This is a genomic window from Sabulibacter ruber, assembly GCF_017355955.1.
GTDB lineage: Bacteria > Bacteroidota > Bacteroidia > Cytophagales > Hymenobacteraceae > Nibribacter > Nibribacter ruber_A.
Window position 1 is genome coordinate 201,885 of the sequence record NZ_JAFFID010000005.1, and the last position, 21,994, is coordinate 223,878.

A 21,994-nucleotide genomic window follows, 5' to 3' on the forward strand; every position below is an offset into this window, starting at 1 on the left:
TTCCGGAAAATACCTTTAAAACCGTGAAGCCCTCAACACTATCAAAATGTGGTGAGGGCTTCGCGGTTTTTGCTTGTAGGGCAGTTATATTCTCTCTTCAAATGACCAAATCACCGGAGTTTACCTGTTCTACCCTCCATTTGCCTGATCCTTTAATCCAGCCGATAGGATTGACAAACTCCTGCTTCTTTGTATATTAGGTTTCTGCTATGTGCCGAGAATCCTGCGGAAGTGAAGGGTGGTTTAATCAGTAGATTGGAGAACTCTGTTCCGTGAGGATTGGTTTACCTTATACCTCCAAAGCACGTAGAGAAACAGGTCAGTCCTGAGCTGAGTTTTCAGAGGATGATCAGGAAATCTCAAGAGTAAATTTTTGGCTATATTTATTAGTTGTGGAAACTAAATAAATTAGCATCTTTGTCTATTGGAGTACATCAACACAACAAACCAGATAGAGGCATTCCTACCTTATGCTCGTAGATCTTAAGATAAAAAATTACGCCTTAATTGAGCAGTTAGAGCTGCAGCCTTCGCCGTTGCTGAACATCATTACTGGTGAAACGGGAGCCGGTAAATCCATTATGCTGGGCGCCATTGGGTTGCTGCTGGGGAACCGCGCAGATTCCAAACTGCTGTTCAACCAGAACGAGAAGTGCGTGATTGAGGGCTCCTTTAATATTGCCGAATACAACCTGCAGGGTTTCTTTGAAGAGGAAGACCTGGACTATGAACCCGTGAGCTTGCTGCGCCGTGAGATTAGCCCGAGCGGGAAATCTCGCGCCTTCGTGAACGATACTCCGGTCACGCTGGAACAGCTGCGCCGCATTGGCGATCAGCTCATGGACATTCACTCGCAGCACGACACGCTCCTGCTGGGCGATCCGGCGTACCAGTTGAACATCCTGGATTTGTACGCCCAAAACGAGGAGCTACGGACCCAATACGGCACCGCGTACCGCACCTACCGCAAACTGGAGCGCGAGTACAAAGACCTGGAAAACCAATTGGCCCAGTCACAGAAAGAGCTGGACTATAATACCTATTTGCTGAACGAACTTTCTGAGGCCAACCTACAGGCCGAAGAGCAGGAAAGCCACGAGGTAGAACTGAAGCAACTGGAGCACGCCGAGGAAATAAAACTGAAGCTGAGCCAGGCGTTGCAATACATCTCTGAGAGCGAGTACAACGCAGCCAGTGCCCTGAAAGACGCCAGCCATTTGGTAGGACAGGTAACTGAATACGGTGAAAGTTTCCAGACCCTGAAAGAGCGCCTGGACAGCTGCCTCATTGAACTGAACGACATAGCCGGCGAACTGGAAGATGCCGAGCGCAAAACCGAAGCCGATCCGCAACGCGCCGAGCAACTGCAGGAGCGCCTGGATCTGATTTACACCCTCCAGCGCAAGCACCAGGTACGCACCGTAGAGGAGTTGCTGGCCCTGCAAGCCGAACTAGAGATTAAAGTAGGCAGCGTCCACAACCTGGATGCCGCCATTGAGAAAACCAAGAAAGCCCTGACGGCCGCTTTGCAGGAAGTGGAAGCCCGCGCCCAGGAACTGTCAGAGAGCCGTACCCGCGTGTTCACTACCTTCCAGGATGAATTGCACAGCCTGCTTTCTGAACTAGGCATGCCGAACGCTCGCGTGGTGATAGAGCACAAAACCGCTGCACCGGCTCCAACCGGTATTGACGTGGTGAACATCCTGTTCAGCGCAAACAAAGGCGCCGCGCCGCAGACCCTGAGCAAAGCTGCTTCGGGTGGTGAGTTCTCCCGCCTCATGCTCTGCGTGAAGTACCTGCTCGCCGACAAAACCGCTCTGCCCACCATCATCTTCGATGAGATTGACACCGGTATTTCCGGCGAGATTGCCGTGAAAGTGGGTAAAATGATGCAACAGATGTCGCAGAAGCACCAGTTGATCTGTATCTCGCATTTGCCGCAGATGGCTGCCCAAGGCGATACGCACTACTTTGTGTACAAAGAAGACCGGGTAGATAGAACCATCAGCCGAATCAGACAACTGAGCCACGAGGAACGGGTGGTAGAGATCGCGCAGATGATTGCCGGGGCCAATCCGTCAGAGAACGCTTTCCAGAGCGCGAAGGAATTGTTGGCCCTCAGTGCCTGATTTGGATAGGAACGTTTAGGGGCTATTTTGTCCAAAGGAGGTCTAAAACGACCTAGCATGAATTACCAAGGATTGCATACCCTGTAGAGACAAGGCCCGCCTTGTCTCACGGTTTAAGTCTGAGGTAGGTACCATTTCTTGTAGTAGCAAAAGGCGGGTTTAAACGCAATTTTGGTTGTTGGTGATAACACCAACAACGGCGGGCTGCTGAAAATCATGGGCTACCTCCATACGGGAAACATCAGTTAGATTCCATGCTCCTATAAAACAAGAAACCCTCTGCAGCTCTGCAGAGGGTTTCTTGTTTATGCTTCTTTTAAGAAAATAGGGCTAAAACATCCTTAATTCAAAACTCTCACCAAGTCTCATCAGCCTTACCGCTCCAGTTTAAAGTTTGGATCAACGGTGGGGCGTTGCGGAGTATTGGAGATGGCCCAACCGGTGGCGTACATCCAGTGGGTCATGCGGGTGAGTTTCCTGTAGTCAATTCGGTCGGCTTCGTCTTTGGCGGTGTGGTAATCGGGGTGGAGGAGGGTGGTGAAGAAGATAGCCGGGATACCTGCACGGGCGTAGGGAAGATGGTCGCTGCGGAAGTACCAACCCTCGGGGTGACGCACGTCGTCCCAGGAGGTGTCAATGCTGAACTTTGAAAAATTTTGGTTTGCCTGTAGGGCCATGTCTACCAAAGCCTGTGAGTTGCGGTGGGGCAAGGTAGAACCAAGCAGGGCCGCAGAATCGGGGGCGTTACGGCCAATCATGTCTCCGTTGAGCACGGCCACAATGGATTCCTTTTTTACCGTTGGGTGCTCAGCGTACCAGCGGGAGCCCAGCAAGCCGCGTTCCTCTGCGCCGTGCCACACAAACAAGGCCGAGCGTTGCCCCGGGTTCTGTTTCCAAGCCCTGCCAATGGCCAGCATGGCCACACTTACGGTGCCATTGTCATCGGCGCCGTTCCAGATAGAATCCCCTTGCACCTGATCGGCTACGCCGTCGTGGTCATGGTGGCCGCTGAAAAGAACGTATTCATTTTTGAGCGAAGCATCGGCTCCGGGAGCTTTGGCCACCACGTTGATGGAAGGGTATATGAAACTGTCATACCTCAGATCGGCTTTGATGCTGGCTTTACCCGTGCGCAAAGGAGCCGCTATGGATTGCCGAACCAGGACCACCGGAACCGTTGAGGTTGGGTGGGCTTGGGCAGAACCTTCCAGACCGTAGGTGCCTTCTTCAAAGCCGTGCCCCACAAATCCTATCTGTTGCTCTGAGGTAGCATCGGTGAGCAAAATCACGGCAGTGGCGCCCTGTCGCCGTAAAATGGTACTTGCCTGCCTAACTGCTGACAAGGTGTACCGGTAGCCCCACAAACTCATACCGGGCGCTGGTAAGGGGTTGGGAGCCTGCAGCGGCATAGCCACTATTTTCCCTTTTAGGCTTTGTTTGGCAGTGTCTGCGTAAGTGGTAAGCCACACCGCAGGGCCATCCAGGTTGGCTTCTACCGGTGAGGTAACCCAAGCGTCTTTCCAAAGCGGTATGTTATGGCCGTTAATCTGGAAACTGCTGTTGCTGGAGACTTGCACCCGACGGAGCGGAAAAAACTGAAAATAGGTGCCATCATCTCCGGCAGGTTCCAGGCCTGCCTCACGGGCCCGTTCTGCCACCCAGGCTGCGGCTCGCAACTCTTCAGACTCACCCGCCCGTCGGCCTCTAAGGCTGTCACTGGCTAAAATGAACAAGTCTCGGCGCAAGTCTTCTTCTTTTATAGAGGAAAGGGCGGGCGGGTTGGTAGGCGCCGCTGGGGTGCTCTCAGAAACAGTGGCAGGCCGGGTGCAGCTCGCCAATGCCAGCAGGGGCAAGGCGCAGAAGGAAACAAAGTGCCTCCGTTTAAATAGGGTAGAAAAATACGAGTGTATCATGAAGGTAGGTTTGGGAAAGCCAATGAACCAAAAAAATGCTACAACAGAAAATCAGCGGCCATAGATTTAGTGGAATTGACTTACTGGTGACATACAGATAGGCTAACCTTTCTTGATGCTACCTGATTTCAAGGTGAATGAACCCATAGGAATCAAACCCTACGAGGGAGGGTAGTGAGTTGGGGAAGCATTAAAATTTGAAAACTACTGAGAGTAGTTTGATAAGCAGGGAGCTTATTTGAACTGGTGGTAGAAGTTGCGAAACTGGAAGCAAAGAAATCAACTCTTCCTCTATTGAGCTCTCTAAGCGTATAAAGTCTTCTTCGGGAAGTAGGTCTGTTTTGTATTGCTATGGTTCTTATTGCTCACTCAACATTAGAGTAAGACTGAACAGGCTCAATTCGTTCTAATCGCTTGGCAGGTTGGCCAACACCTTCTATCTCACTCATGGTAAAGAGTGGTCGGCCTTTTACTTCTTCATAAATTCTGCCAATGTATTCTCCTAGAATACCTACGCTAATCAATTGAACTGCCCCTAAAAAGAATACAGCTATCAGGATGGTAGCAAACCCAGTAAATTGCGAGCTTGGCTGAAAGAAACGCCAATAAAAGATCAGGCAAGCCATGATTAGTGCCACCGTAGCTGACACCAGCCCCAGAAAAGTGGAGATTCTAAGGGGAACTTTAGAAAAGGAGAAAATACCATTAAACGCCAAGCCCACTAGTTTACCAAAAGTGTATTTTCTCTCTCCGGCAAACCTGGGGTCTCTCTCAAAGGGCACCGCCACCTGCTTAAAGCCTACCCAAGTGCGCAAGCCCCTTATATAACGATTTCGCTCGGGCATAGAATTCAACACTTCTACCACCTTATGGTCCAAGAGGCAGAAGTCACCAGTATCGGCGGGGATATCAATATCTGAGAGCTGCTGCAGTATTCTATAGTAGAGGTATGCGGCAAACCGTTTGTAAAGAACTTCTTTATGGCGTATTGTTCTTTGCGCATACACCACCTGATATCCCTGCTTCCATTTTTTTATAAGTTCAGGAATCACTTCCGGTGGGTCTTGCAAATCGGCATCCATCACAATCACCGCACTGCCTCGTGCATATTGCAAGCCAGCAGTAACAGCAATCTGGTGACCGAAGTTACGGGCCAGGTTGATATAGCCGATTCTACCGTCTTTCTTTCGCAATTCTCTGATAATCTCAAGGGAATTATCCTTGCTACCGTCATTGATGAAGATTACCTCTGCGGTTTCATCTAAGCTCGCTAATAATCCATTAATCCTTTGGTACAAAGTATAAAGGATCTCTGCTTCATTATAAATGGGAATAACTAAGGAGTAGCAAGGTGTCATATCAGCAAATAAGAAGCGGACTATACAAACTTTAAAGCTTCTTGTAGTAGGTTTTGCTTAATGCTCATTCTGGGATTTCACCCTGAATGTCTTTATGGTCGCAAAAAGCTTGCCCAGTTCTATATGGCTCTACATGCCCTGTACCAAAGAGGCTTTCATTTACTAAATATAAGATTTATTGAAAATAATATCCAAGATTATAATTGAAATATTATATTTAAGTAGTTCTTGTAAGTACTTCTATAAAACTAATCCGCTTGTATGCCTACCCTCAAGAATGCTCCAAGTACAACTTGGGCTACTAACTCATTGAGTAAACCTAAGGATGAGAAAAGAATCATAAAAGACTGCTTCTTTCTGGGAGGGATTGTCCTGATTTTACAAGCATCTATGATTTGGGATTTAGGCATGTATAGTGATGATTGGGCATTCTTGGCAATCTTTCACCATGCTGATGATCAAAGTATTCAGGGCCTGATACATAGTTTCTTTTCTCAGGATCGGATTGCTCGTATGCGTCCTGTGCAGATAGTGAATCTGGCTGTCATGTACTGGTTTTTTGGGGAACAACTGTTAGGGTACCATATTACTAATTCTGTTTATATCCTGGCAATAATCCTGCTCTTTTACCAGAGCCTCCGGCTGCTCAACTTGCCACGTCTGTTAGTGATTACAATACCCCTGGTTTATGGATTACTTCCGCATTATTCTACTGATAGGATCTGGATGGCCACCTTCCAGACAAACATCAGCATCTTAATGCTCTTTCTAAATTTCATCGCTCTTGAAAAATACGCGACTACAGCAGGAGGTAAATCTTGGGCTTGGGAAATCACAAGCCTCCTTAGTCTTGCGGTAAGTATCCTTGCTTATGAGATTGCACTGCCGCTGTTTGTGTTTAGTTTTTCTATTTTCATGTGGAGGCGGAGAGTTGGGCCTGGCATCTTTTCAATGCTTGCTAGTCACAAAGTAAGAGCCATCCTTTTTGCCAACTTTCTGGTTTTTGGTTTGTGCATCGTCTTCAAAGCTTGGATCTCTATCAGAACCGGAGGATTTGAATCAAGCTACTGGAGCCATGTTACCTATGTGTACATCGCAGGCTTCCTTAATGATTTTATTATCTATGGGTTACAATCTCCATTGATTGCGTGGCAGATTTTTTCTAACTACTCCAGTGTTCCTTTGCTAGGTATTGGGCTATCCATAGGAGTTCTGATTTTCCTTTACCTTAAAGGAGAAGACTTGCCAAACTATAGTTTCTTGGATTGGTGTAAGATAAGCCTGATTGGACTCTTGGTTTACCTGGCTGGTTACGCCATTTTCCTTACCACGGTACAGTTCATGGTTCACCCCACTGGATTAGCAAACAGAGTAACCATGGCAGCTTGTATTGGGGTAGCCATTTGTTTTGTAGCGGCTATTTGTATTGCGTCCTCATTGATCTCCTCTGTGAGACTCAAGAGATACTTTATGGCTATATCAATTGCTCTGGTAGGAACATTCGGATTCATCACTAATTATACCATAGCTACCTTTTTCCACAAAGCATATCAGACCCAATTAGATGTTATCAGCGATATACAAAAGAACATCCCAGACCTGAAAGATAATTCTGTACTAATAATTGATGGTTTTTGCCCTTTTAATGGACCAGCACCAGTGTTTGAATCTTACTGGGACGTTACCGGTGCTCTAAGAATCACTTATAATCTTGAGAAGGTAAGAGGAGATTTCCGTGGTGAGGGTTTCAGGTTTGATGAGAAAGGGGTGACCTCCATTGTCTATGGAGAGGAAAAGTTTTACGCCTTCAATAAAGACCTAATCATCTACAACCTTTATAACAAGCAAAAAGTGGTTCTAGATAGTTTTGAAGCCGCAAAGGGGTATTTTGGAAAGGAGCAATCTTCCATCGCAAATGCGTGTCCTGAGGGGGAGCCAGGGAATGGGGTTAATATCTTCTATACATATTGATTGAGTACCTGCTTTAAACAAGGTGAAAATCTTCCCGCTGTCTTGTTTACCTACTCTCACTATCTGTTTCCTATGAAAAGGAACTTGGAAAGGTCTCTTTCTTGATAACTTCCACTGGAAAAATAGAAAACAAAAACACAAAGGGTGCCTTTTGAGGCTGTTTTTAGGAAAAGAAGGCGAAAACAGCAAAGCCACTGCAAAGTAGAAGTGGCTTTGAACAAATATCTTTTTGGGTAAGCTTATTCCTCGTCTTCGCGGTTCACCGTGTTGATATCAAAAGCCGGTACGCACACAGACCAGTATTCGCATTCCTCGTCAAAGGGATTGGAGTACCGCACGCGGGCCCCGGCTTTCACGTGAAAAGTCTGGCCGGCCAAAATGGTGACCGGTTCCCCATCCACCTCAATCTGTTTCCTGCCCCGCAGCACAATAGTGACTTCATCAAACTCAGGGGTTTGGTGCGGTTCACCCCAACCAGGAGGAGCAATCATGTGCGCCACGCTGAACGCCTCTGTACGAGTGCTGGCCAGGCCAAAATGCTCCTCAATGAGTTTGCCATCTGTGGTGGGCACCCGGTAAGGGGCTGTTTGCAGGTAATATTTTTTCTCGCTCATAGATGATTAGTTGTTGGTGCCTTTGGCGGCACATTCTCCTTTGGTATAAGAGGTAACACCAGCGCTCTCAGCCATGCAAGCATTGCCGTACGTTTTGCCATCGCAGCCGCACACCGGGTCATACTGCATGGTGCAGGCGCGTTCTTTATCAATTCTGGAGGGATCAATACAAGCAGAAGCGGTTTGCTGGGTGCTCTTACAACTGAAGGCGCACAGGCCCAAAAGAAGAGCAGATGCAAATAGGTGTTTTTTCATAGTGGTTGTTGCTTGGTGAAATATACGTAAATAGGACGTTACAATCTATGCCTCCCCTTTACCAAGCGGTTTTGGGCATAAATTTCAGGAAATAGGGGTAAACCGGTTAACCCCTGTCAGTATATATGCGTACACCGTATATATATGTTATAATATATAGTTAATGTTTAGCATATTGCCTTAGCAACAATCATCGTTCTACAGATGGTCTGCTGCGAAGACCTTACCATTACATCAACCCTTATTTTTTAATTACTATGAAAACTGACAATTCTAAAATCTTGATTGCTGCTGCCGCTGGTGCTGCCGCTGGTGTAGTTGCTGGTATCTTAATGGCCCCGGGCAACGGCAAAGAGTCACGCGAAAACCTGTTGAGAGCTGCTGGCCAGCTAGCCGATAGCGTGAACGGACAGATTGCTCCTTATCTTGAAAAACTGAATGGTTTGACCAGCTTGTTGGGGAACTCAGATAACAAAAACGGAGGCGATGCCGCTGCCGGTACAGACAATACCACCGGTACTGCCGTAGGCGGATCAGGCGCAGGCATCTAAACGCAGACACGTCCCCGCAAAAGACAAAGCTTTACCGGGATAACCAAATGGTTTTGCTCTCGTTAAGTAACAGAAAACAACTGTTCTTAGAACAAACTGAGGCACGTATTCCTAATTACAAAAGCTATGAAAGAAGATAACGGAAAAATAATTCTGGCAATGCTCGCTGGAGCCAGTGCCGGTTTGGTGGCTGGTATCCTGATGGCTCCCGAAAGCGGAGAAGCTACCCGTGATAGTCTGAAAAGATCGGCTTCTAAACTGGGTTCTGGTTTAGGCTCAAAGCTGCAAGCGGTGGGTTCCAGCGCCGGAGCGTTGCTGGGCCGTAAGTCTGGAGGCGGGGACCCTTCTGTCGTAAACACTGGTTCTAATACCACCCCCACTTCTCACCTGGATAACAACCCCACCGGTGGCAATGTGGAATTAATGACCGGCGATGATCCCCGCGACACGGCCACCGGTACCGGTGTGTCAGACGTGGGAGCCGGGATTGATGCCGGTGCGCTTGGAACCGATGCCGGTACGCTGGGCGCTGATACAGATTTGAACGCTACCACAACCCCGGCTGGTACTACCACCGGCGGTACTACCAAGCCTAAGCGGGCCAGTAGAGCCAAAGGAGCGTCTAAATCTGGTAGCACCGGTACCGGAGCCGATACTTCTCCCACAACTTAATTCCTAAAATTTACCTTTAACTGTAACCTTGCATTGGCAGATTCGTTAAAGAAAGTAAGATTGGTTAAATAAGAAATCGCAAAACAGATAAGTTAAGGCAAAGCTGTTTGATGACGTTGAAACTCAAATAAAATTGACCGAATGGTTAAGCTTTTTGGGGGATACTAGAATAGTTTTGTGAAACAGACGAAAGTCAAATCATGGAGTAGCGAGTAGAAGTTATTTAACCAATATAAGAAAGCCTTTCCAGACGGGGAAGGCTTTCTGCTTTTATAGGCTTTCCGTTTCAGAGCCGTTTTCTTAAAAAGAGGCTATAAACCCTCCGCTGTTTTTACATTCGCTCCCCCGCTGGCGCGAGCGTCCCGCTCGTGTCCGCACGCATTGCTGGTACTTTCTGTGGTTCAGAAAGCAGTTACCCTGCACCTGTATGGCGCGGAAGTAACTTCCGTGCCTTTTATTCACAAGTCAGGGAAGTAACTTCCGCGCCATAGTAAGAGTAGCTTTGGGTTATTCTTACAAATCAGTAACCTCTATTTTGTCATCCTGAAAGGATCTTGTGTGCAAACGGTAGTAGCGCTTGAGCAAATGCCTTTCTAGTTCGCCCACAAGACCTTTCCAAGATGACAGAAGGAGAAAAGACGTGATAGAATATGCGTTAATCTCTTTGTGAAGCGAAGTATGAACAATCTGGAATGCGTGCGGACACGAGCCGGAGGCTCGCGCCAGCGAGGCTAGAACAGACTTATCCCTGATCAGCGTTTTAAGCCTTGAATTTCAAAAAAGGGCCATAAACAGAAAAGCCGCTCTTACCGGAGCGGCTTTTCTGTTTATGAATGCTGGTGCTCATCAGCACATTATCTGATTAGCACATTAACTATCCTGACGGTGCTCTGGCTTCATCTGCGGGAAGAACAACACATCCTGGATAGAGTGGGAGTTGGTCATGATCATGCTTAGGCGGTCGATGCCAATACCCAGACCGGCGGTTGGTGGCATGCCGTACTCCAGGGCGCGCAGGAAGTCCTCGTCCAGTACCATGGCCTCGGTGTCGCCGCGTTTGCCCAATTCCAACTGCTCCTCAAAGCGGGCGCGCTGGTCAATCGGGTCATTCAGCTCAGAGAAAGAGTTACAGATCTCTTTTCCGTTACAGATAGCTTCAAAGCGCTCTACCAAGCCTTCTTTGCTGCGGTGCTTTTTGGCCAGTGGGCTCATTTCCACCGGATAGTCGGTGATGAAGGTTGGCTGGATCAACTGGCCTTCGCATTTCTCCCCGAAGATCTCGTCAATGATCTTGCCTTTCCCGATGTTCGGGTCAAGTTTAATGCCTAAACCAGTGGCAGTTTCACGCAGTTGCGCCTCGTCCATCTCCGAGATGTCAATACCGGTAAAGTGCTGGATAGCTTCAAACATGGTGAAACGCTTCCAGGGACGGGCGAAGTTGATTACGTTTTCGCCTACTTGCACCTCTGTGGTGCCGTGCAAGGCAATGGCCACGCGCTCTACCATTTCCTCCACCAGGTCCATCATCCAGTAGTAGTCTTTGTAGGCCACGTACAACTCTACCTGGGTGAACTCTGGGTTGTGGAAACGGCTCATGCCTTCGTTCCGGAAGTCTTTGGAGAACTCGTACACGCCGTCAAAACCACCCACAATCAGACGCTTCAGGTACAGCTCATTGGCGATACGCAGGTACAAGGTCATGTCCAGAGTGTTGTGGTGCGTCTTGAACGGACGGGCGGCGGCGCCTCCGTACAGCGGCTGCAGAATAGGCGTTTCCACCTCCAGGTAACCACGCTCGTTCAGGTACTCACGCATGGTGTTCACCAGCTTGGTCCGCTTGATGAAGGTATCGCGCACGTCTGGGTTTACCACCAGGTCTACGTAGCGCTGACGGTACCGCAGTTCTGGGTCAGAGAAGGCATCGTACACGTGCTCCACGCCGTTCTCGTCTACCTCGCGCTTCACAATAGGCAGCGGTTTTAATGACTTGGCCAGCAATTTAAGCTCCGTTACGTGCACCGAGGTTTCGCCCACCTGGGTTTTGAATACGTAGCCTTTTACCCCGATGAAGTCCCCGATGTCCAGCATCTTTTTGAACACCGTGTTGTACAGGTCCTTGTTTTCGCCCGGGGCGATGTCATCACGGGAAACATAAATCTGGATGCGGCCCGAACTGTCCATGAGCTCGGCAAACGAGGCCTTGCCCATGATGCGGCGGCTCATGAGACGGCCGGCCAGGCTTACCTCCTGGTAGTTGTTCTGCTCTGGATCGAAGTTATCTTTTATTTCCTTAGCCGTGGCGGTCACATCAAAAAGTTCGGAAGGGTAGGGGTTGATGCCCATCTTCTGGAGCTCTTCGCGCTCATGGCGCCGGCGTAGTTCCTGTTCGCTTAATTGCATGGAAACGTTCTTTCAGTGTATTCTATAGGTCAAACCGCAAATTTCGGAAATTATTCCCATACATAGAGAAGTTGCCGGCTGAAATAGAGGGAATTGCCGGAGGGCGTTTCTATAGCGGGAATCACAAGCTAGGGAAGCCATTAAAAAAGCGTTTTGGGGCTGTTTTCCTGAAAACCGCACCGAAACGCTTTAAGTAAGCTTTGGGTCTAAGCGTAGGTTTGGTGCGGATTTACTTCCGTGGCTCGCTGAAACAGTAAGCCACGAAAGTAATCCGCGCTAGGGAAAATTGCGGTTTCCGGCGGGTCTGGAGACTAGCGCCATCCTAAGTCACGAGGCTAGTGTCTCGTGCCAGCGTTTTTGAGTTGTTTTTTGTTAAACAGCCCGAAAACAACCAACAATCAGCAACCAGCAATTAACAATTAATTACTTAGGCAGGTCCAGTTTGTTCAGTTCCTCGGTGATGAAGAAGAGTTCGTCCTGGGTGAGCTGCACGTCCATGGCTTTGGCGTTCTGGATAGTTTGCTCGGCGTTGCGGGCGCCTACCAGCGCAATGGTGATGCCCGGCTGCGCGATGGTCCAGCGGAGCACCAGTTGGCCCAAAGTGGCGTTTTTATCATCGGCCAGAGGCTTGATTTTGTTCAGGAACTCGTTCACTTTTACCAGGTTCTCGGGCTGGTAAACGGGTAGTCCCGCGCGGTGATCTCCTTCGTTGAAGTGGTGGCCGGGCTTGATTTTCCCGGTGAGCAACCCACGTTCCAGCGGGCTGTAGGCCAGAATAGCTTTGTTGTTCTCCAGGCAGTAAGGCACCACATCGGCCTCAATGCCGCGGTTCACCATGCTGTACGGCACCTGGTTAGAGGCCAGTGTCACGTACTTTTCGGCTTCCTGCATCTGGGCCACGTTGTAGTTGCTCACGCCCGCCTGCCGGATTTTCCCTTCCTTGATCAGTTGAGCCACCGTTTCCATGGTTTCCTCAATGGGCGTGGTGGTGTCTGGCCAGTGGATCTGGTACAGGTCAATGTAATCGGTGCCCAGACGGCGTAGGCTGTCTTCGCATTCTTTGATGATGCTCTCGCGGCCGGCGTATTTGTAGATATCTATTTTGTTGCCCTGGTTGTCTTCGCTCTTCATGGCGAAATCGCCTTTGGCCAGGTCCCAGCGCATGCCGTATTTGGTGAGAATCTGCACTTTGTCGCGCGGAATGCCTTTGATGGCTTCGCCTACAATCTCTTCGCTCAGGCCCTGCCCGTAAATAGGGGCGGTATCAATGGATGTCATGCCGTGGTCATACGCGGCTTTGATGGCGTCTACGGCTTCCTGGCGCTCGGTTCCGCCCCACATCCAGCCGCCCGCGGCCCAGGCCCCGAACGTAAGCACCGATACTTCCAGGTCAGATGCTCCTAATTTTCTAAACTCCATGTGTCAATTGTTAAAGAATAAACATTGATGAAAGCTTCTCCTGCAGAGATGCTTTGTTTCTCTTACGAGGGTCAAAGAAAAGGATTCAATATTTCTTTCTGTCCTTGGGCCCGGTAGTCTTGGGTATACCATGCTGAACTGCCGAAAGTTAACCTCTTAGGAAGGATGGGCGAACTCCATCATTGGGCAATTACTTGCGTAGAAGTAGGAAGGAGAAAGGAGCGGTTGGAAAACGTTCACCTTAAAACCTACCCACATGGAACAAGAACAAAGCAAATCTTTGGCTGATAAGGTGGTGGTCATTACCGGAGCCTCCAGCGGAATTGGCAGAGCCACCGCCGTGGCGTTCGCCCGGGAAGGAGCCTCGCTGGTATTAGCCGCCCGCAGAACCGAAATCCTGGAGCAGGTAGTCGCTGATTGTACACAATGGGGCGGCAAGGCGGTGGCCATCACCACCGATGTCGCCCAAACCCACAGCATGCAGGCGCTGGCGGAGGCGGCTTTGGCTTTCGGGGGCAAAATAGATATCTGGATTAATAACGCAGGAGCCGGTGCGCTGGGTGCGTACGATGAAACCCCGATGGCTGCGCACGAGCAGGTGGTTCAGATCAATCTTTTGGGGCACATGCGGGGAGCGCACGCGGTACTGCCCATCTTTAAGCTGCAGGAGCATGGGCACCTGATCAACACCATTTCCATTGGAGCCTTTGCACCTATGCCGTATGCGGTAGCGTATGCAGCCAGCAAGTACGGACTCAGAGGGTTTTCAGAAGCATTGCGGGCAGAGCTCTCCAAGTTCCCACACATTCAGATCAGCGATGTGTTTCCGGCCTTTATTGACACTCCGGGCTTTCAGCACGCCGGGAATTACATCGGGAAAAAGATTAAGCCCGCTCCCCCGGTCTATGAACCCCAGTTAGTAGCCGAGGCCATTGTTTCTTTGGCTCGCAAGCCAAAACCAAGTGTGATGGTAGGTGGTTTTGGGTATGTTGCCCGGTTGTATTATGCTCTTTTCCCTAAGCTTACCAGAACAGGCACCGCCCGGTTTATGGAACGGTACTTTGAAAGGGCAGAGTCTGTGCCTATCACTGACGGAAGCTTGTTCCAGCCCTCCAACGTTGGGGCAGATATCTCCGGTGGCTGGCGAAAACCCAAATCTGGAGTGGGTAGCGTGGCCGTAGCTTCTCTGTTGGCGGGAGGTATAGCCACCTCCCTCTTTTATCTAGCCAAGAAAAGGTAAGCAGTTGTTATTAGAAGCAAGCACTTGACGCGTAAGTAGAATTAATTGAAGGGAACACAATGGGGCAGGGGATTAAATCCTTCAGAAGCTTTCGCCGTTAAAGTCAAGAACAAACCCCAATCTATGAAATGTGAATTAAGCCTGGTTTTTGAGGAAAACGACGGAACCCTCCGTTGGATTTTCAATATCCTGATTTATGCCCATCAGATCAGTGATCCGCATGTGCGTAAGATGTTGCAGCCTACTTTAAAGGAGTTCCTGCACAAACGCAGTTATCAGGAGGTGATAAGACTGGCCGAAACAGACATTGATGAGGGCGATTTCGTGCGCGATTACCTGAAGCAGAACCTTATTAAATTCAACGCGAGCCAGGTACGGGTGAAAGGCGAGAAGGTAAAAGCCATGTGCTTCACCATTGAGCAGGCCGGCCACATGCAAGCCGCCGCTGAGCCGGGTACGGTAGACCCAGAGGTGCTGGCCCTGTTTGAAGGCCATGAACTAAAGTTGCACCAGATTAAGCATTGCGCCATTGAGGCGTTGAAGGAAGCCGGGGCCAAGGGCGTACAGATTGAAAGATTCAGCCATGAATAGAGGCTAGAAAAATCCTGTTTTAAGGCTGATTTCTTGAAATAAGGCTTGAAACAGGATTACCCATAAAAAAAAAGCGGCATCGTTTTAACCGGTGCCGCTTTGTTGTTTTAAGTAGAAATCTATACCATGTTATGCCGCTGCTGAAAGTTGCATGGTTGGTCCTTCGGTGAACAGCGGTTCTACCTGTTGGTGCAAGCGTTCTTTTACAAAGCCGTTGCTCAGGTGCTCCGGAAGCTCCGCCACTAGTTTGCGGTATTTCTCAATACCCAAGGCTTGGGCCACATAACTCTCATGCAGACCGTTCAGGTAACTCACAATAGCCAGAAGGCTCTCGTGGAACAGCTTGAAGTCAATCTGGGCTTCCACAAACCGGTCAATCTCTTTCTGTGACGAGGAGATGCGGAGTCTGCTTAGCAAATCAAACAGTGTGGTATACCCCATCCGCCAGGTGATCTGCTGCCAATGCTGCGCCGACCATTTGTCTAGAATCTGACCAGTCTTGCTGCTTCTGATGGCCGTAGCCGGGTTATTCTGTACCTGCTGCCGAATAGCATTCGCCGTCAGTTTTCTGGTGGTACGCAGGAACTGGCCAATCTGGGCCTGCGCTTCAATTTCTTTCCCAGCTATCTGCAACCCAGGTTTGTAGCCCGCCAAAGGCAACCGATGGATGCTGAAGTCATTGTAAGCCCCCGCCGCGTAGAAGCCTACTGCCCTGGGGTATGCATTCTTCACCACCAATCTACCGGCTTCTCTTCTGATTGCGGCCTCATTGTTCGTCTTGATGCCCAGCGTGTACAGAAAAGCCTGCAACCCCGCGAAAACTGAGTAATAGGCCTGCGGAAACGTCCAGTGCAGGGCATTGCGCAGATACGTTTCATCGCCTAACTCAGCAGTGGCACGCAAAGCGTATTCTGTGCTCCAGCAGTTGTGCAGAATTCTGGTAAGCGCCTGTAAATCCTGTTCTGAAAGGTCCGCCTTATGCTGACGAAAGAACACGTGATTTCGCAAGCCAGATTCTTCTGCACTGTGGTTGATGTGGTAGTTGATGGCAAAAAAATAGTTCAGGAACACCTGCGCCGGAATTGATTTTCGCCAGGCAGAATCCTGTGGTTTTTGCTCTTCCTGAAAGAGCGGAATCACATTTTCTTCTAATACCTTCTTCATATTTTATGAACACGTTTTCAGAAGGTTAGGTTGCATTTAAATGGCTTTTTATCAATGTGTAATCTGCTGTTTATCAATATGTTGTAAAATATTTTTAGCCTCTACTGAATGCTTGAAAACAAGTAAAAATCAAGGCTTGATTCCTCTTGGTTAGAAGTCGTAAATGAAGCGTTTTAAGGGTGTTTTTCTCAAAAGGGAATTTAAGCATATTTGTTAATGACTCATGTAGCAACCCCAGCGGCAGTGGTAGACATGGGTGTGGTCTGAAGGGTCGTACAGGCAAGAATAAGATTGATTTAGGTCTATTTTTCTCTAAATAGGTCAAAAACAACTTGAAGTTGATTGTTGGAATAATCACATTTAAAGTAGGTCTATTACCACGTAAATGTTAACTTAATTTTAACAAGTTATAGTAGGGGTTTGTGTACTTTTGAGGAAAAATTCAATCACAGGGAAAGCTTTTGCCTGAGGCTTCTCTGCCGTCTTTTACCTCAATATCAGCTCAATGAGAAAACATTTACCCACATGTAGCCTGCTTCTTGCTGCACTGCTATGGTTCAACAGCAACAAAGCGTCAGCACAAATCAGCTTATCAGGAGGAAATCACCAGGAAAACTTTGATGGGATGGGAGCTACTGGTACCAGCCTTCCTGCAGGTTGGGCAGCCATCCGCTTATCTGGCTCCAAACCTTCAGGCGAAATCCTGAATCCTCAGGTGACTGATGGCTCCTCAAATAGTGGTGCAGTGTACAATGTAGGCACTTTAGATGCTTCTGACAGAGCCATTGGTACATTGGCTTCAGAATCAACAGTGCCGGCCTTTGGGGTAAGTTTGACTAACGCCTCAGGATCAGATATCACCAAATTGGAGCTTTCAGGGGTGATGGAACAATGGAGATCTGGTTCGCGGGCCGATCGTTTAGAAACCGTTGTTTTTGAGTACAGCACCGATGCTGCCAACTTGAATTCCGGTACCTGGACCTCCGTTGCCTCCCTTGATTTGGTGGAGAAGTTGGTAAATACTACAGTAGCCGAAAAAGTGGACGGAAACGATCCTGCCAACAGAACCGAGATTTCCGGAGTAATCACCCTAAGGTTGCCAGCCGGCGGAACCATCTGGTTACGATGGAAAGATGCAGATGCAACCGGGAGCGACGGCCTCTACGCACTTGATGACTTCCTGGTAAAGCCCACCTACTCCGCCGTAGATAATGCCGCTCCCACCTTGGTGTCAGGAAATCCCGCTCATGGGGCAACTAACGTTCCTACTAGGTTAGATTTAGTTCTCACGTTCAATGAGCCTGTTACGGCAGGGACCGGTCAGCTGTCTTTTGTCTCCAGCAATGAAACCGTTTCCTTGGGTGTAACAGACGCTGATATTCAATTCAACGGGAACGAGGTAACGGTGCGTAATATCCTGCTGAAGCCAGCCCAGACCTACTCCTTAACCATTGACAATGCTGCTTTTAAAGACGCATCCGGTAATTTCTACGCCGGAATAGCCTCGGGTTCCTACACCTTCACCACGTCGGCCTCGGGAACTCCTGTACTGTCGGCCAGTGTAGGGTCTTTTGATTTTCCGCTCACGCAAATAGGCATTACTTCCGCTGTAAAAGAGTACGATCTTTCTGCGCAATACTTGCAGGAAGGTGTGACTGTTTCGGTAAGCGGTCCTTTTGAGATCTCCAAGAGTTTGGAATCCAATGTTTTCACCTCCACTTCTTTGACGTTTTCAACGGCAGAGTTGGCTACCTCCAAAAAAGTGTATGTCCGGTTCAAGCCATCGGCTGTTGCGGGTAACACTGGTGCCATTACGCACAGTACCGCTGGCGGGCAAACCATAACCGTTTCCCTAACCGGAACCGCTTTCAACCCCAATGTCCAGAATTTTGAAGCCTGCGGTACAGAACTGCCCGGTGGCTGGAAACAGTACAGCGTTGCCGGTGCCCAAACCTGGGGATGTACCACCTACGGACGCACCGGCAACGCCGTGCAGGTAAGTGGGTATAGCTCCGGAAATCAGGAAAACGAAGACTGGTTGATTTCCCCGGCCATAGACTTGACCACGGGATATCAGTTTCCGCTGCTCTCTTACTGGACCAGAACCAATTACAATGGGGCAACCTTACGCCTGATGGTGTCTGCCAATTACAGCGGCAGCGGTGCTCCCAACGCAAACGGCGTAACCTGGACCGAACTCAAGGGGCGTTTCCCGGAGGCCAATTCCGATGCCTGGACCGAAACCAAGGACATTGACCTCTCACAGTTCAAGGGAAGCAACGTGTACATCGCCTATGTGTACACCTCCACCACCAGTGCCGCCGCCAGATGGACCCTGGATGATTTTGAGGTGAAAAACTCTGTCGTGGCTCCGCCCGCCGTGCTTACCTCCAGCCTAAATGTGCTGGCGAACGCTGATTTTGGAATCGTGAGCCCCGGCACCACCGTGGAGAAGACCTTTACTTTCTCCCTGGAGAATGTGACCTCTGGTGTCGCCCTGGAAGTAGCCGCTCCTTTCAGCCTCTCTAAAAACGGAGCCGATTTCACCCAGTCTATTTCTTTTACTCAGGCAGAAATCGCTTCCAACTCCTTTACAGTGCGGTTCACGGCCCCTGTTGCCGTCAGCAAAGCATGGTCCGGCAGAGTAACTTTCTGGGCCGATAACCTGAATCAGCAGGTCGGTTACCTTACCGGTGCGGTGCTGAACAAAGACAACACCTTTGATGTGGTTACCTGGAACATTGAATGGTTTGGCTCAACTGGCAACGGCCCCAGCGACGAGGACCTGCAAAAAGCCAATGTGAAGAAAGTAATTGAGGCGCTGGATGCTGATGTGTATGCCTTCCAGGAAATCTCTAACGCTGATGCCTTCAATAGCCTGAAAACTTTGTTGCCAGCGTACGAAGGGTTCATGTCTGAATATGCTTCCAATACCCAGGAAGTGGCTTTCTTCTACAAAAAGGCCACCGTAACTGAAGTAAAACGCAAATACCTGTTAAAGGGTGGGACCGGCGTGAGCAACTTTTGGGCTAGCGGACGTTACCCGTATCTGCTGGAAGTGGATGCCACCGTCAACGGCGTTATCAAAAGGCTTCACCTGATTAACATCCACGCCAAAGCCAACGAAAGCGATACCCCAGAAGCAGCTTTAACGGCCTATAACCGCCGCAAAGACGATGTGCGTATCCTCAAAGATTCACTAGACGCGTACTATCCAAATGCCAGCATCATCATGGTAGGCGATTATAATGATGACATAGACTTCACGGTAGCAGATCTTACCGGCACCACAGAGTCAACCTACAAAGCCTTTGCCGAGGATGCAGCCCGTTACACCTTTGCCACTATGCCGCTGAGCCTGGCAGGCTTGCGTTCTTATGTTAGCCGGGAAAACGTGATTGACCACGTCCTGTACTCCAATGAGCTGGCTGATTTCTACATTGCGAACTCCGCCCGAATCGTGATTCCGTTTGAAGCCGTGGGCACTACCACCGCAGAAGCATACGCCAATACCACCTCAGACCATTTGCCCACCATCGCTCGGTTTAACCTGGCTGGTCCGTTGGGTGTGGAAGAAGAAAGCTGGGCTGCGGGTTTCCGGGTGTATCCTAATCCTACAAAAGGTACAGTAGCCCTTAAGTTACCGGCTGAGGCTGCGGCTAAACGAGTAGAGTTAACCCTGTACTCGGTACGGGGCGAGGTTCTGTTGAAAACTTCGGGCACCCAGCAAAACATCACGGAGCAGCTTTCCCGGAAACTAGGCGCCTCCGCTGCCGGAATGTACCTGGTGAAAGTACAGGCGGGGAGCCAGACGTATCAAACCAGAATCATCAGGAACTAAGAACATAGTAGCCTTCAGAAAGCCTGCCGCACCAACCCGGCAGGCTTTTTTTATGCCCTTAAATTTCCTTACTTACAGGCTGGTTTACTCCGTTTCTAAGCTGTTTTTACTAAATCTGCCTCAAACCACGCCATGAAAAAGATTTCCCTTTTCCCACTTCTGTATGTTCTGCTTTTCTGCCAGTACATGGGTTGCAAACCCGCTGACAAACCCAGTGCTTCCCGTAGCAAGGAGCAAGGCATCACCGGCAGGAAAGGAATGGTGGTGAGTGCCCATCCCGAGGCCTCGCGTATAGGATTGGAGATTCTGAAGAAGGGCGGTAACGCGTATGATGCCGCTGTAGCTACCGGATTAGCGTTGGCGGTGGCCTATCCGGTGGCTGGGAACATTGGCGGCGGTGGATTCCTGGTGTACCGCAAGCACGATGGAGAAACCGGAGCCTTGGATTACCGAGAAAAGGCGCCCAAAGCGGCTACGCGTGATATGTACCTGGATGCCCAGGGCAATGTGATTGCCAATGCCAGTATCCTGGGGCATTTGGCCGTGGGAGTGCCCGGAGCGGTGGACGGAATGGTCAAAATGCACCAGAAACTGGGAAGTCTGCCTTGGGCGCAGGTAGTGCAACCGGCCATTGACCTGGCCCGCAACGGGGTAGTCTTAACTGAACGCGAGGCCCGCTTACTTAACGGTGCCAAAGAAGAATTCCTGAAAGTCAATAAATTCAAACCCAATGTAGTAAGAGATACGCCCTGGCAAAAGGGAGACGTGCTGCACTTGCCTGAACTGGCCAAAACCCTGGAGCGCATTCGGGATAAAGGGCGGGCAGGGTTCTATGAAGGAGAAACCGCTGACTTGCTGGTGAAGGAAATGAAGCGAGGCAGAGGCATCATCAGTCACCAGGACCTGGAAGAGTACCAGGCGGTTTGGCGACCTGCAGTTTCAGGCACTTACCGGGGCTATAAAGTGATTTCCATGTCGCCGCCCTCCAGCGGAGGCATTGCCCTTCTGCAGTTGCTCCAGATGGTGGAACCGTACGAACTGCGGGAATGGGGCTGGCAGCAACCCAATACCGTGCATGTGATGGTAGAGGCGCAAAGAAGGGTGTATGCAGACAGGGCGGCTTACCTGGGAGACCCAGATTTCTATAAGGTACCGGTAGCCTCGCTGCTTAACTCAGCTTACCTGAAAAAGCGGATGTCTACTTTTGATATGGACCGGGCCACGCCTTCCACCCAAATACAGGAAGGGCAACTGCTAGCGCACGAAAGCGACCAAACCACCCATTATTCCATTGTGGACCAGTGGGGAAACGCCGCTTCTGTCACTACCACCCTGAACGGGAATTTTGGATCGGCGGTAATGGTAGAAGGCGCTGGTTTCATCCTGAACAATGAAATGGATGATTTCAGCGTGAAACCGGGCGTGCCTAACATGTTTGGTCTGATTGGCGGAGAGGCTAACGCCATTGTGCCGGGCAAACGCATGCTCAGCTCCATGACTCCTACCATTCTGGAAAAAGACGGCAAACTTTTCATGGTAGTAGGTACGCCGGGCGGTTCTACCATTATCACCTCTGTGTTCCAGGCTATTCTGAATGTAATTGACCATGGCATGGGCATGCAGCAGGCGGTGGCTGCTCCAAGGTTCCACCATCAATGGCTGCCAGACCAAATCCAGTCTGAAGCAACGGCACTTTCGCCTTCGGTACGGGAAGCGCTGCAGAACAAGGGGCATAAACTGCAGAACAGAGGAAATTACGGCGCGGTAGACGGAATCCTGAAACTCCCAAATGGTCTTTGGGAAGGAGGCGCGGACCCCAGGGGCGATGATACGGCCATGGGGTACTAATCTTTTAAAAGTCACAAATTTCAGGCAG

Annotated in this window: 15 protein-coding genes; 8 read left to right on the forward strand and 7 right to left on the reverse strand. The window is 49.7% G+C overall.

Annotated features, from left to right (window positions below):
* Positions 1-470 precede the first annotated feature (470 nt).
* Entirely contained in the window at positions 471-2,129 is a 1,659-nt protein-coding gene (recN, locus tag JT719_RS20930; protein WP_207435706.1) for a DNA repair protein RecN, read from the forward strand.
* Positions 2,130-2,503: 374 nt separating this feature from the next.
* On the opposite strand, the gene JT719_RS20935 is transcribed toward recN, so the two are convergent.
* Together JT719_RS20935 and JT719_RS20940 are read right to left on the reverse strand one after the other, a co-directional pair.
* The gene (locus JT719_RS20935; protein WP_207435707.1) at positions 2,504-4,042 is read right to left on the reverse strand and encodes a M28 family metallopeptidase; all 1,539 of its coding nucleotides are present in this window, start codon (positions 4,040-4,042) and stop codon (positions 2,504-2,506) included.
* A 365-nt stretch (positions 4,043-4,407) separates the two neighbouring features.
* Positions 4,408-5,400, reverse strand: coding sequence for a glycosyltransferase family 2 protein (locus tag JT719_RS20940; protein WP_207435708.1), 993 nt, complete (start codon positions 5,398-5,400; stop codon positions 4,408-4,410).
* A gap of 261 nt (positions 5,401-5,661) precedes the next feature.
* Between JT719_RS20940 and JT719_RS20945 the strand changes: the two genes are divergently transcribed.
* A complete protein-coding gene (locus JT719_RS20945; protein WP_207435709.1) occupies positions 5,662-7,371 on the forward strand; it encodes a hypothetical protein in 1,710 nt (569 codons plus the stop codon).
* A 239-nt stretch (positions 7,372-7,610) separates the two neighbouring features.
* Here JT719_RS20945 and JT719_RS20950 read toward each other — a convergent pair whose 3' ends face one another.
* On the reverse strand, positions 7,611-7,985 hold the full coding sequence (locus JT719_RS20950; protein WP_207435710.1) for a cupin domain-containing protein: 375 nt from the start codon (positions 7,983-7,985) through the stop codon (positions 7,611-7,613).
* A 6-nt stretch (positions 7,986-7,991) separates the two neighbouring features.
* Positions 7,992-8,240: a Kazal-type serine protease inhibitor domain-containing protein gene (locus tag JT719_RS20955; protein WP_207435711.1), complete on the reverse strand. Its 249-nt coding sequence runs from the start codon at positions 8,238-8,240 to the stop codon at positions 7,992-7,994.
* A 257-nt stretch (positions 8,241-8,497) separates the two neighbouring features.
* On the opposite strand from JT719_RS20955, the gene JT719_RS20960 reads away from it, so the two are divergent.
* Together JT719_RS20960 and JT719_RS20965 are read left to right on the forward strand one after the other, a co-directional pair.
* Entirely contained in the window at positions 8,498-8,791 is a 294-nt protein-coding gene (locus tag JT719_RS20960; protein ID WP_207435712.1) for a YtxH domain-containing protein, read from the forward strand.
* 126 nt (positions 8,792-8,917) lie between these two features.
* Complete coding sequence (locus JT719_RS20965) at positions 8,918-9,463, forward strand: YtxH domain-containing protein (protein ID WP_207435713.1); 546 nt, start codon at positions 8,918-8,920, stop codon at positions 9,461-9,463.
* A gap of 870 nt (positions 9,464-10,333) precedes the next feature.
* Here the strand turns inward: JT719_RS20965 and lysS are convergent.
* Together lysS and JT719_RS20975 are read right to left on the reverse strand one after the other, a co-directional pair.
* Positions 10,334-11,863: a lysine--tRNA ligase gene (gene lysS / locus JT719_RS20970; protein WP_207435714.1), complete on the reverse strand. Its 1,530-nt coding sequence runs from the start codon at positions 11,861-11,863 to the stop codon at positions 10,334-10,336.
* 423 nt (positions 11,864-12,286) lie between these two features.
* Complete coding sequence (locus tag JT719_RS20975; RefSeq protein WP_207435715.1) at positions 12,287-13,282, reverse strand: aldo/keto reductase; 996 nt, start codon at positions 13,280-13,282, stop codon at positions 12,287-12,289.
* 256 nt (positions 13,283-13,538) lie between these two features.
* Between JT719_RS20975 and JT719_RS20980 the strand changes: the two genes are divergently transcribed.
* Complete coding sequence (locus JT719_RS20980; RefSeq protein WP_207435716.1) at positions 13,539-14,522, forward strand: SDR family oxidoreductase; 984 nt, start codon at positions 13,539-13,541, stop codon at positions 14,520-14,522.
* Between the two features lie 123 nt (positions 14,523-14,645).
* Positions 14,646-15,113, forward strand: coding sequence for a hypothetical protein (locus tag JT719_RS20985; protein WP_207435717.1), 468 nt, complete (start codon positions 14,646-14,648; stop codon positions 15,111-15,113).
* Positions 15,114-15,242: 129 nt separating this feature from the next.
* Here the strand turns inward: JT719_RS20985 and JT719_RS20990 are convergent, their stop codons facing one another.
* Positions 15,243-16,277, reverse strand: a complete 1,035-nt coding sequence (locus JT719_RS20990) for a hypothetical protein (protein WP_207435718.1) — start codon at positions 16,275-16,277, stop codon at positions 15,243-15,245.
* Positions 16,278-16,782: 505 nt separating this feature from the next.
* On the opposite strand from JT719_RS20990, the gene JT719_RS20995 reads away from it, so the two are divergent.
* Together JT719_RS20995 and ggt are read left to right on the forward strand one after the other, a co-directional pair.
* Positions 16,783-20,118, forward strand: coding sequence for a T9SS-dependent choice-of-anchor J family protein (locus tag JT719_RS20995; protein ID WP_207435719.1), 3,336 nt, complete (start codon positions 16,783-16,785; stop codon positions 20,116-20,118).
* Between the two features lie 132 nt (positions 20,119-20,250).
* Positions 20,251-21,966: a gamma-glutamyltransferase gene (gene ggt / locus JT719_RS21000; protein WP_423227982.1), complete on the forward strand. Its 1,716-nt coding sequence runs from the start codon at positions 20,251-20,253 to the stop codon at positions 21,964-21,966.
* The last annotated feature ends 28 nt before the right edge of the window (positions 21,967-21,994 follow it).

Bases quoted from the DNA above. Each gene is read 5' to 3' on its own strand.
- JT719_RS20940 (WP_207435708.1), bottom strand. From the start codon at position 5,400: ATGACACCTTGCTACTCCTTAGTTATTCCCATTTATAATGAAGCAGAG.
- recN (WP_207435706.1), top strand. From the start codon at position 471: ATGCTCGTAGATCTTAAGATAAAAAATTACGCCTTAATTGAGCAGTTA.
- JT719_RS20945 (WP_207435709.1), top strand. From the start codon at position 5,662: ATGCCTACCCTCAAGAATGCTCCAAGTACAACTTGGGCTACTAACTCA.
- JT719_RS20980 (WP_207435716.1), top strand. From the start codon at position 13,539: ATGGAACAAGAACAAAGCAAATCTTTGGCTGATAAGGTGGTGGTCATT.
- ggt (WP_423227982.1), top strand. From the start codon at position 20,251: ATGAAAAAGATTTCCCTTTTCCCACTTCTGTATGTTCTGCTTTTCTGC.
- JT719_RS20965 (WP_207435713.1), top strand. From the start codon at position 8,918: ATGAAAGAAGATAACGGAAAAATAATTCTGGCAATGCTCGCTGGAGCC.
- JT719_RS20950 (WP_207435710.1), bottom strand. From the start codon at position 7,985: ATGAGCGAGAAAAAATATTACCTGCAAACAGCCCCTTACCGGGTGCCC.
- JT719_RS20935 (WP_207435707.1), bottom strand. From the start codon at position 4,042: ATGATACACTCGTATTTTTCTACCCTATTTAAACGGAGGCACTTTGTT.
- lysS (WP_207435714.1), bottom strand. From the start codon at position 11,863: ATGCAATTAAGCGAACAGGAACTACGCCGGCGCCATGAGCGCGAAGAG.
- JT719_RS20955 (WP_207435711.1), bottom strand. From the start codon at position 8,240: ATGAAAAAACACCTATTTGCATCTGCTCTTCTTTTGGGCCTGTGCGCC.
- JT719_RS20990 (WP_207435718.1), bottom strand. From the start codon at position 16,277: ATGAAGAAGGTATTAGAAGAAAATGTGATTCCGCTCTTTCAGGAAGAG.
- JT719_RS20975 (WP_207435715.1), bottom strand. From the start codon at position 13,282: ATGGAGTTTAGAAAATTAGGAGCATCTGACCTGGAAGTATCGGTGCTT.
- JT719_RS20995 (WP_207435719.1), top strand. From the start codon at position 16,783: ATGAGAAAACATTTACCCACATGTAGCCTGCTTCTTGCTGCACTGCTA.
- JT719_RS20960 (WP_207435712.1), top strand. From the start codon at position 8,498: ATGAAAACTGACAATTCTAAAATCTTGATTGCTGCTGCCGCTGGTGCT.
- JT719_RS20985 (WP_207435717.1), top strand. From the start codon at position 14,646: ATGAAATGTGAATTAAGCCTGGTTTTTGAGGAAAACGACGGAACCCTC.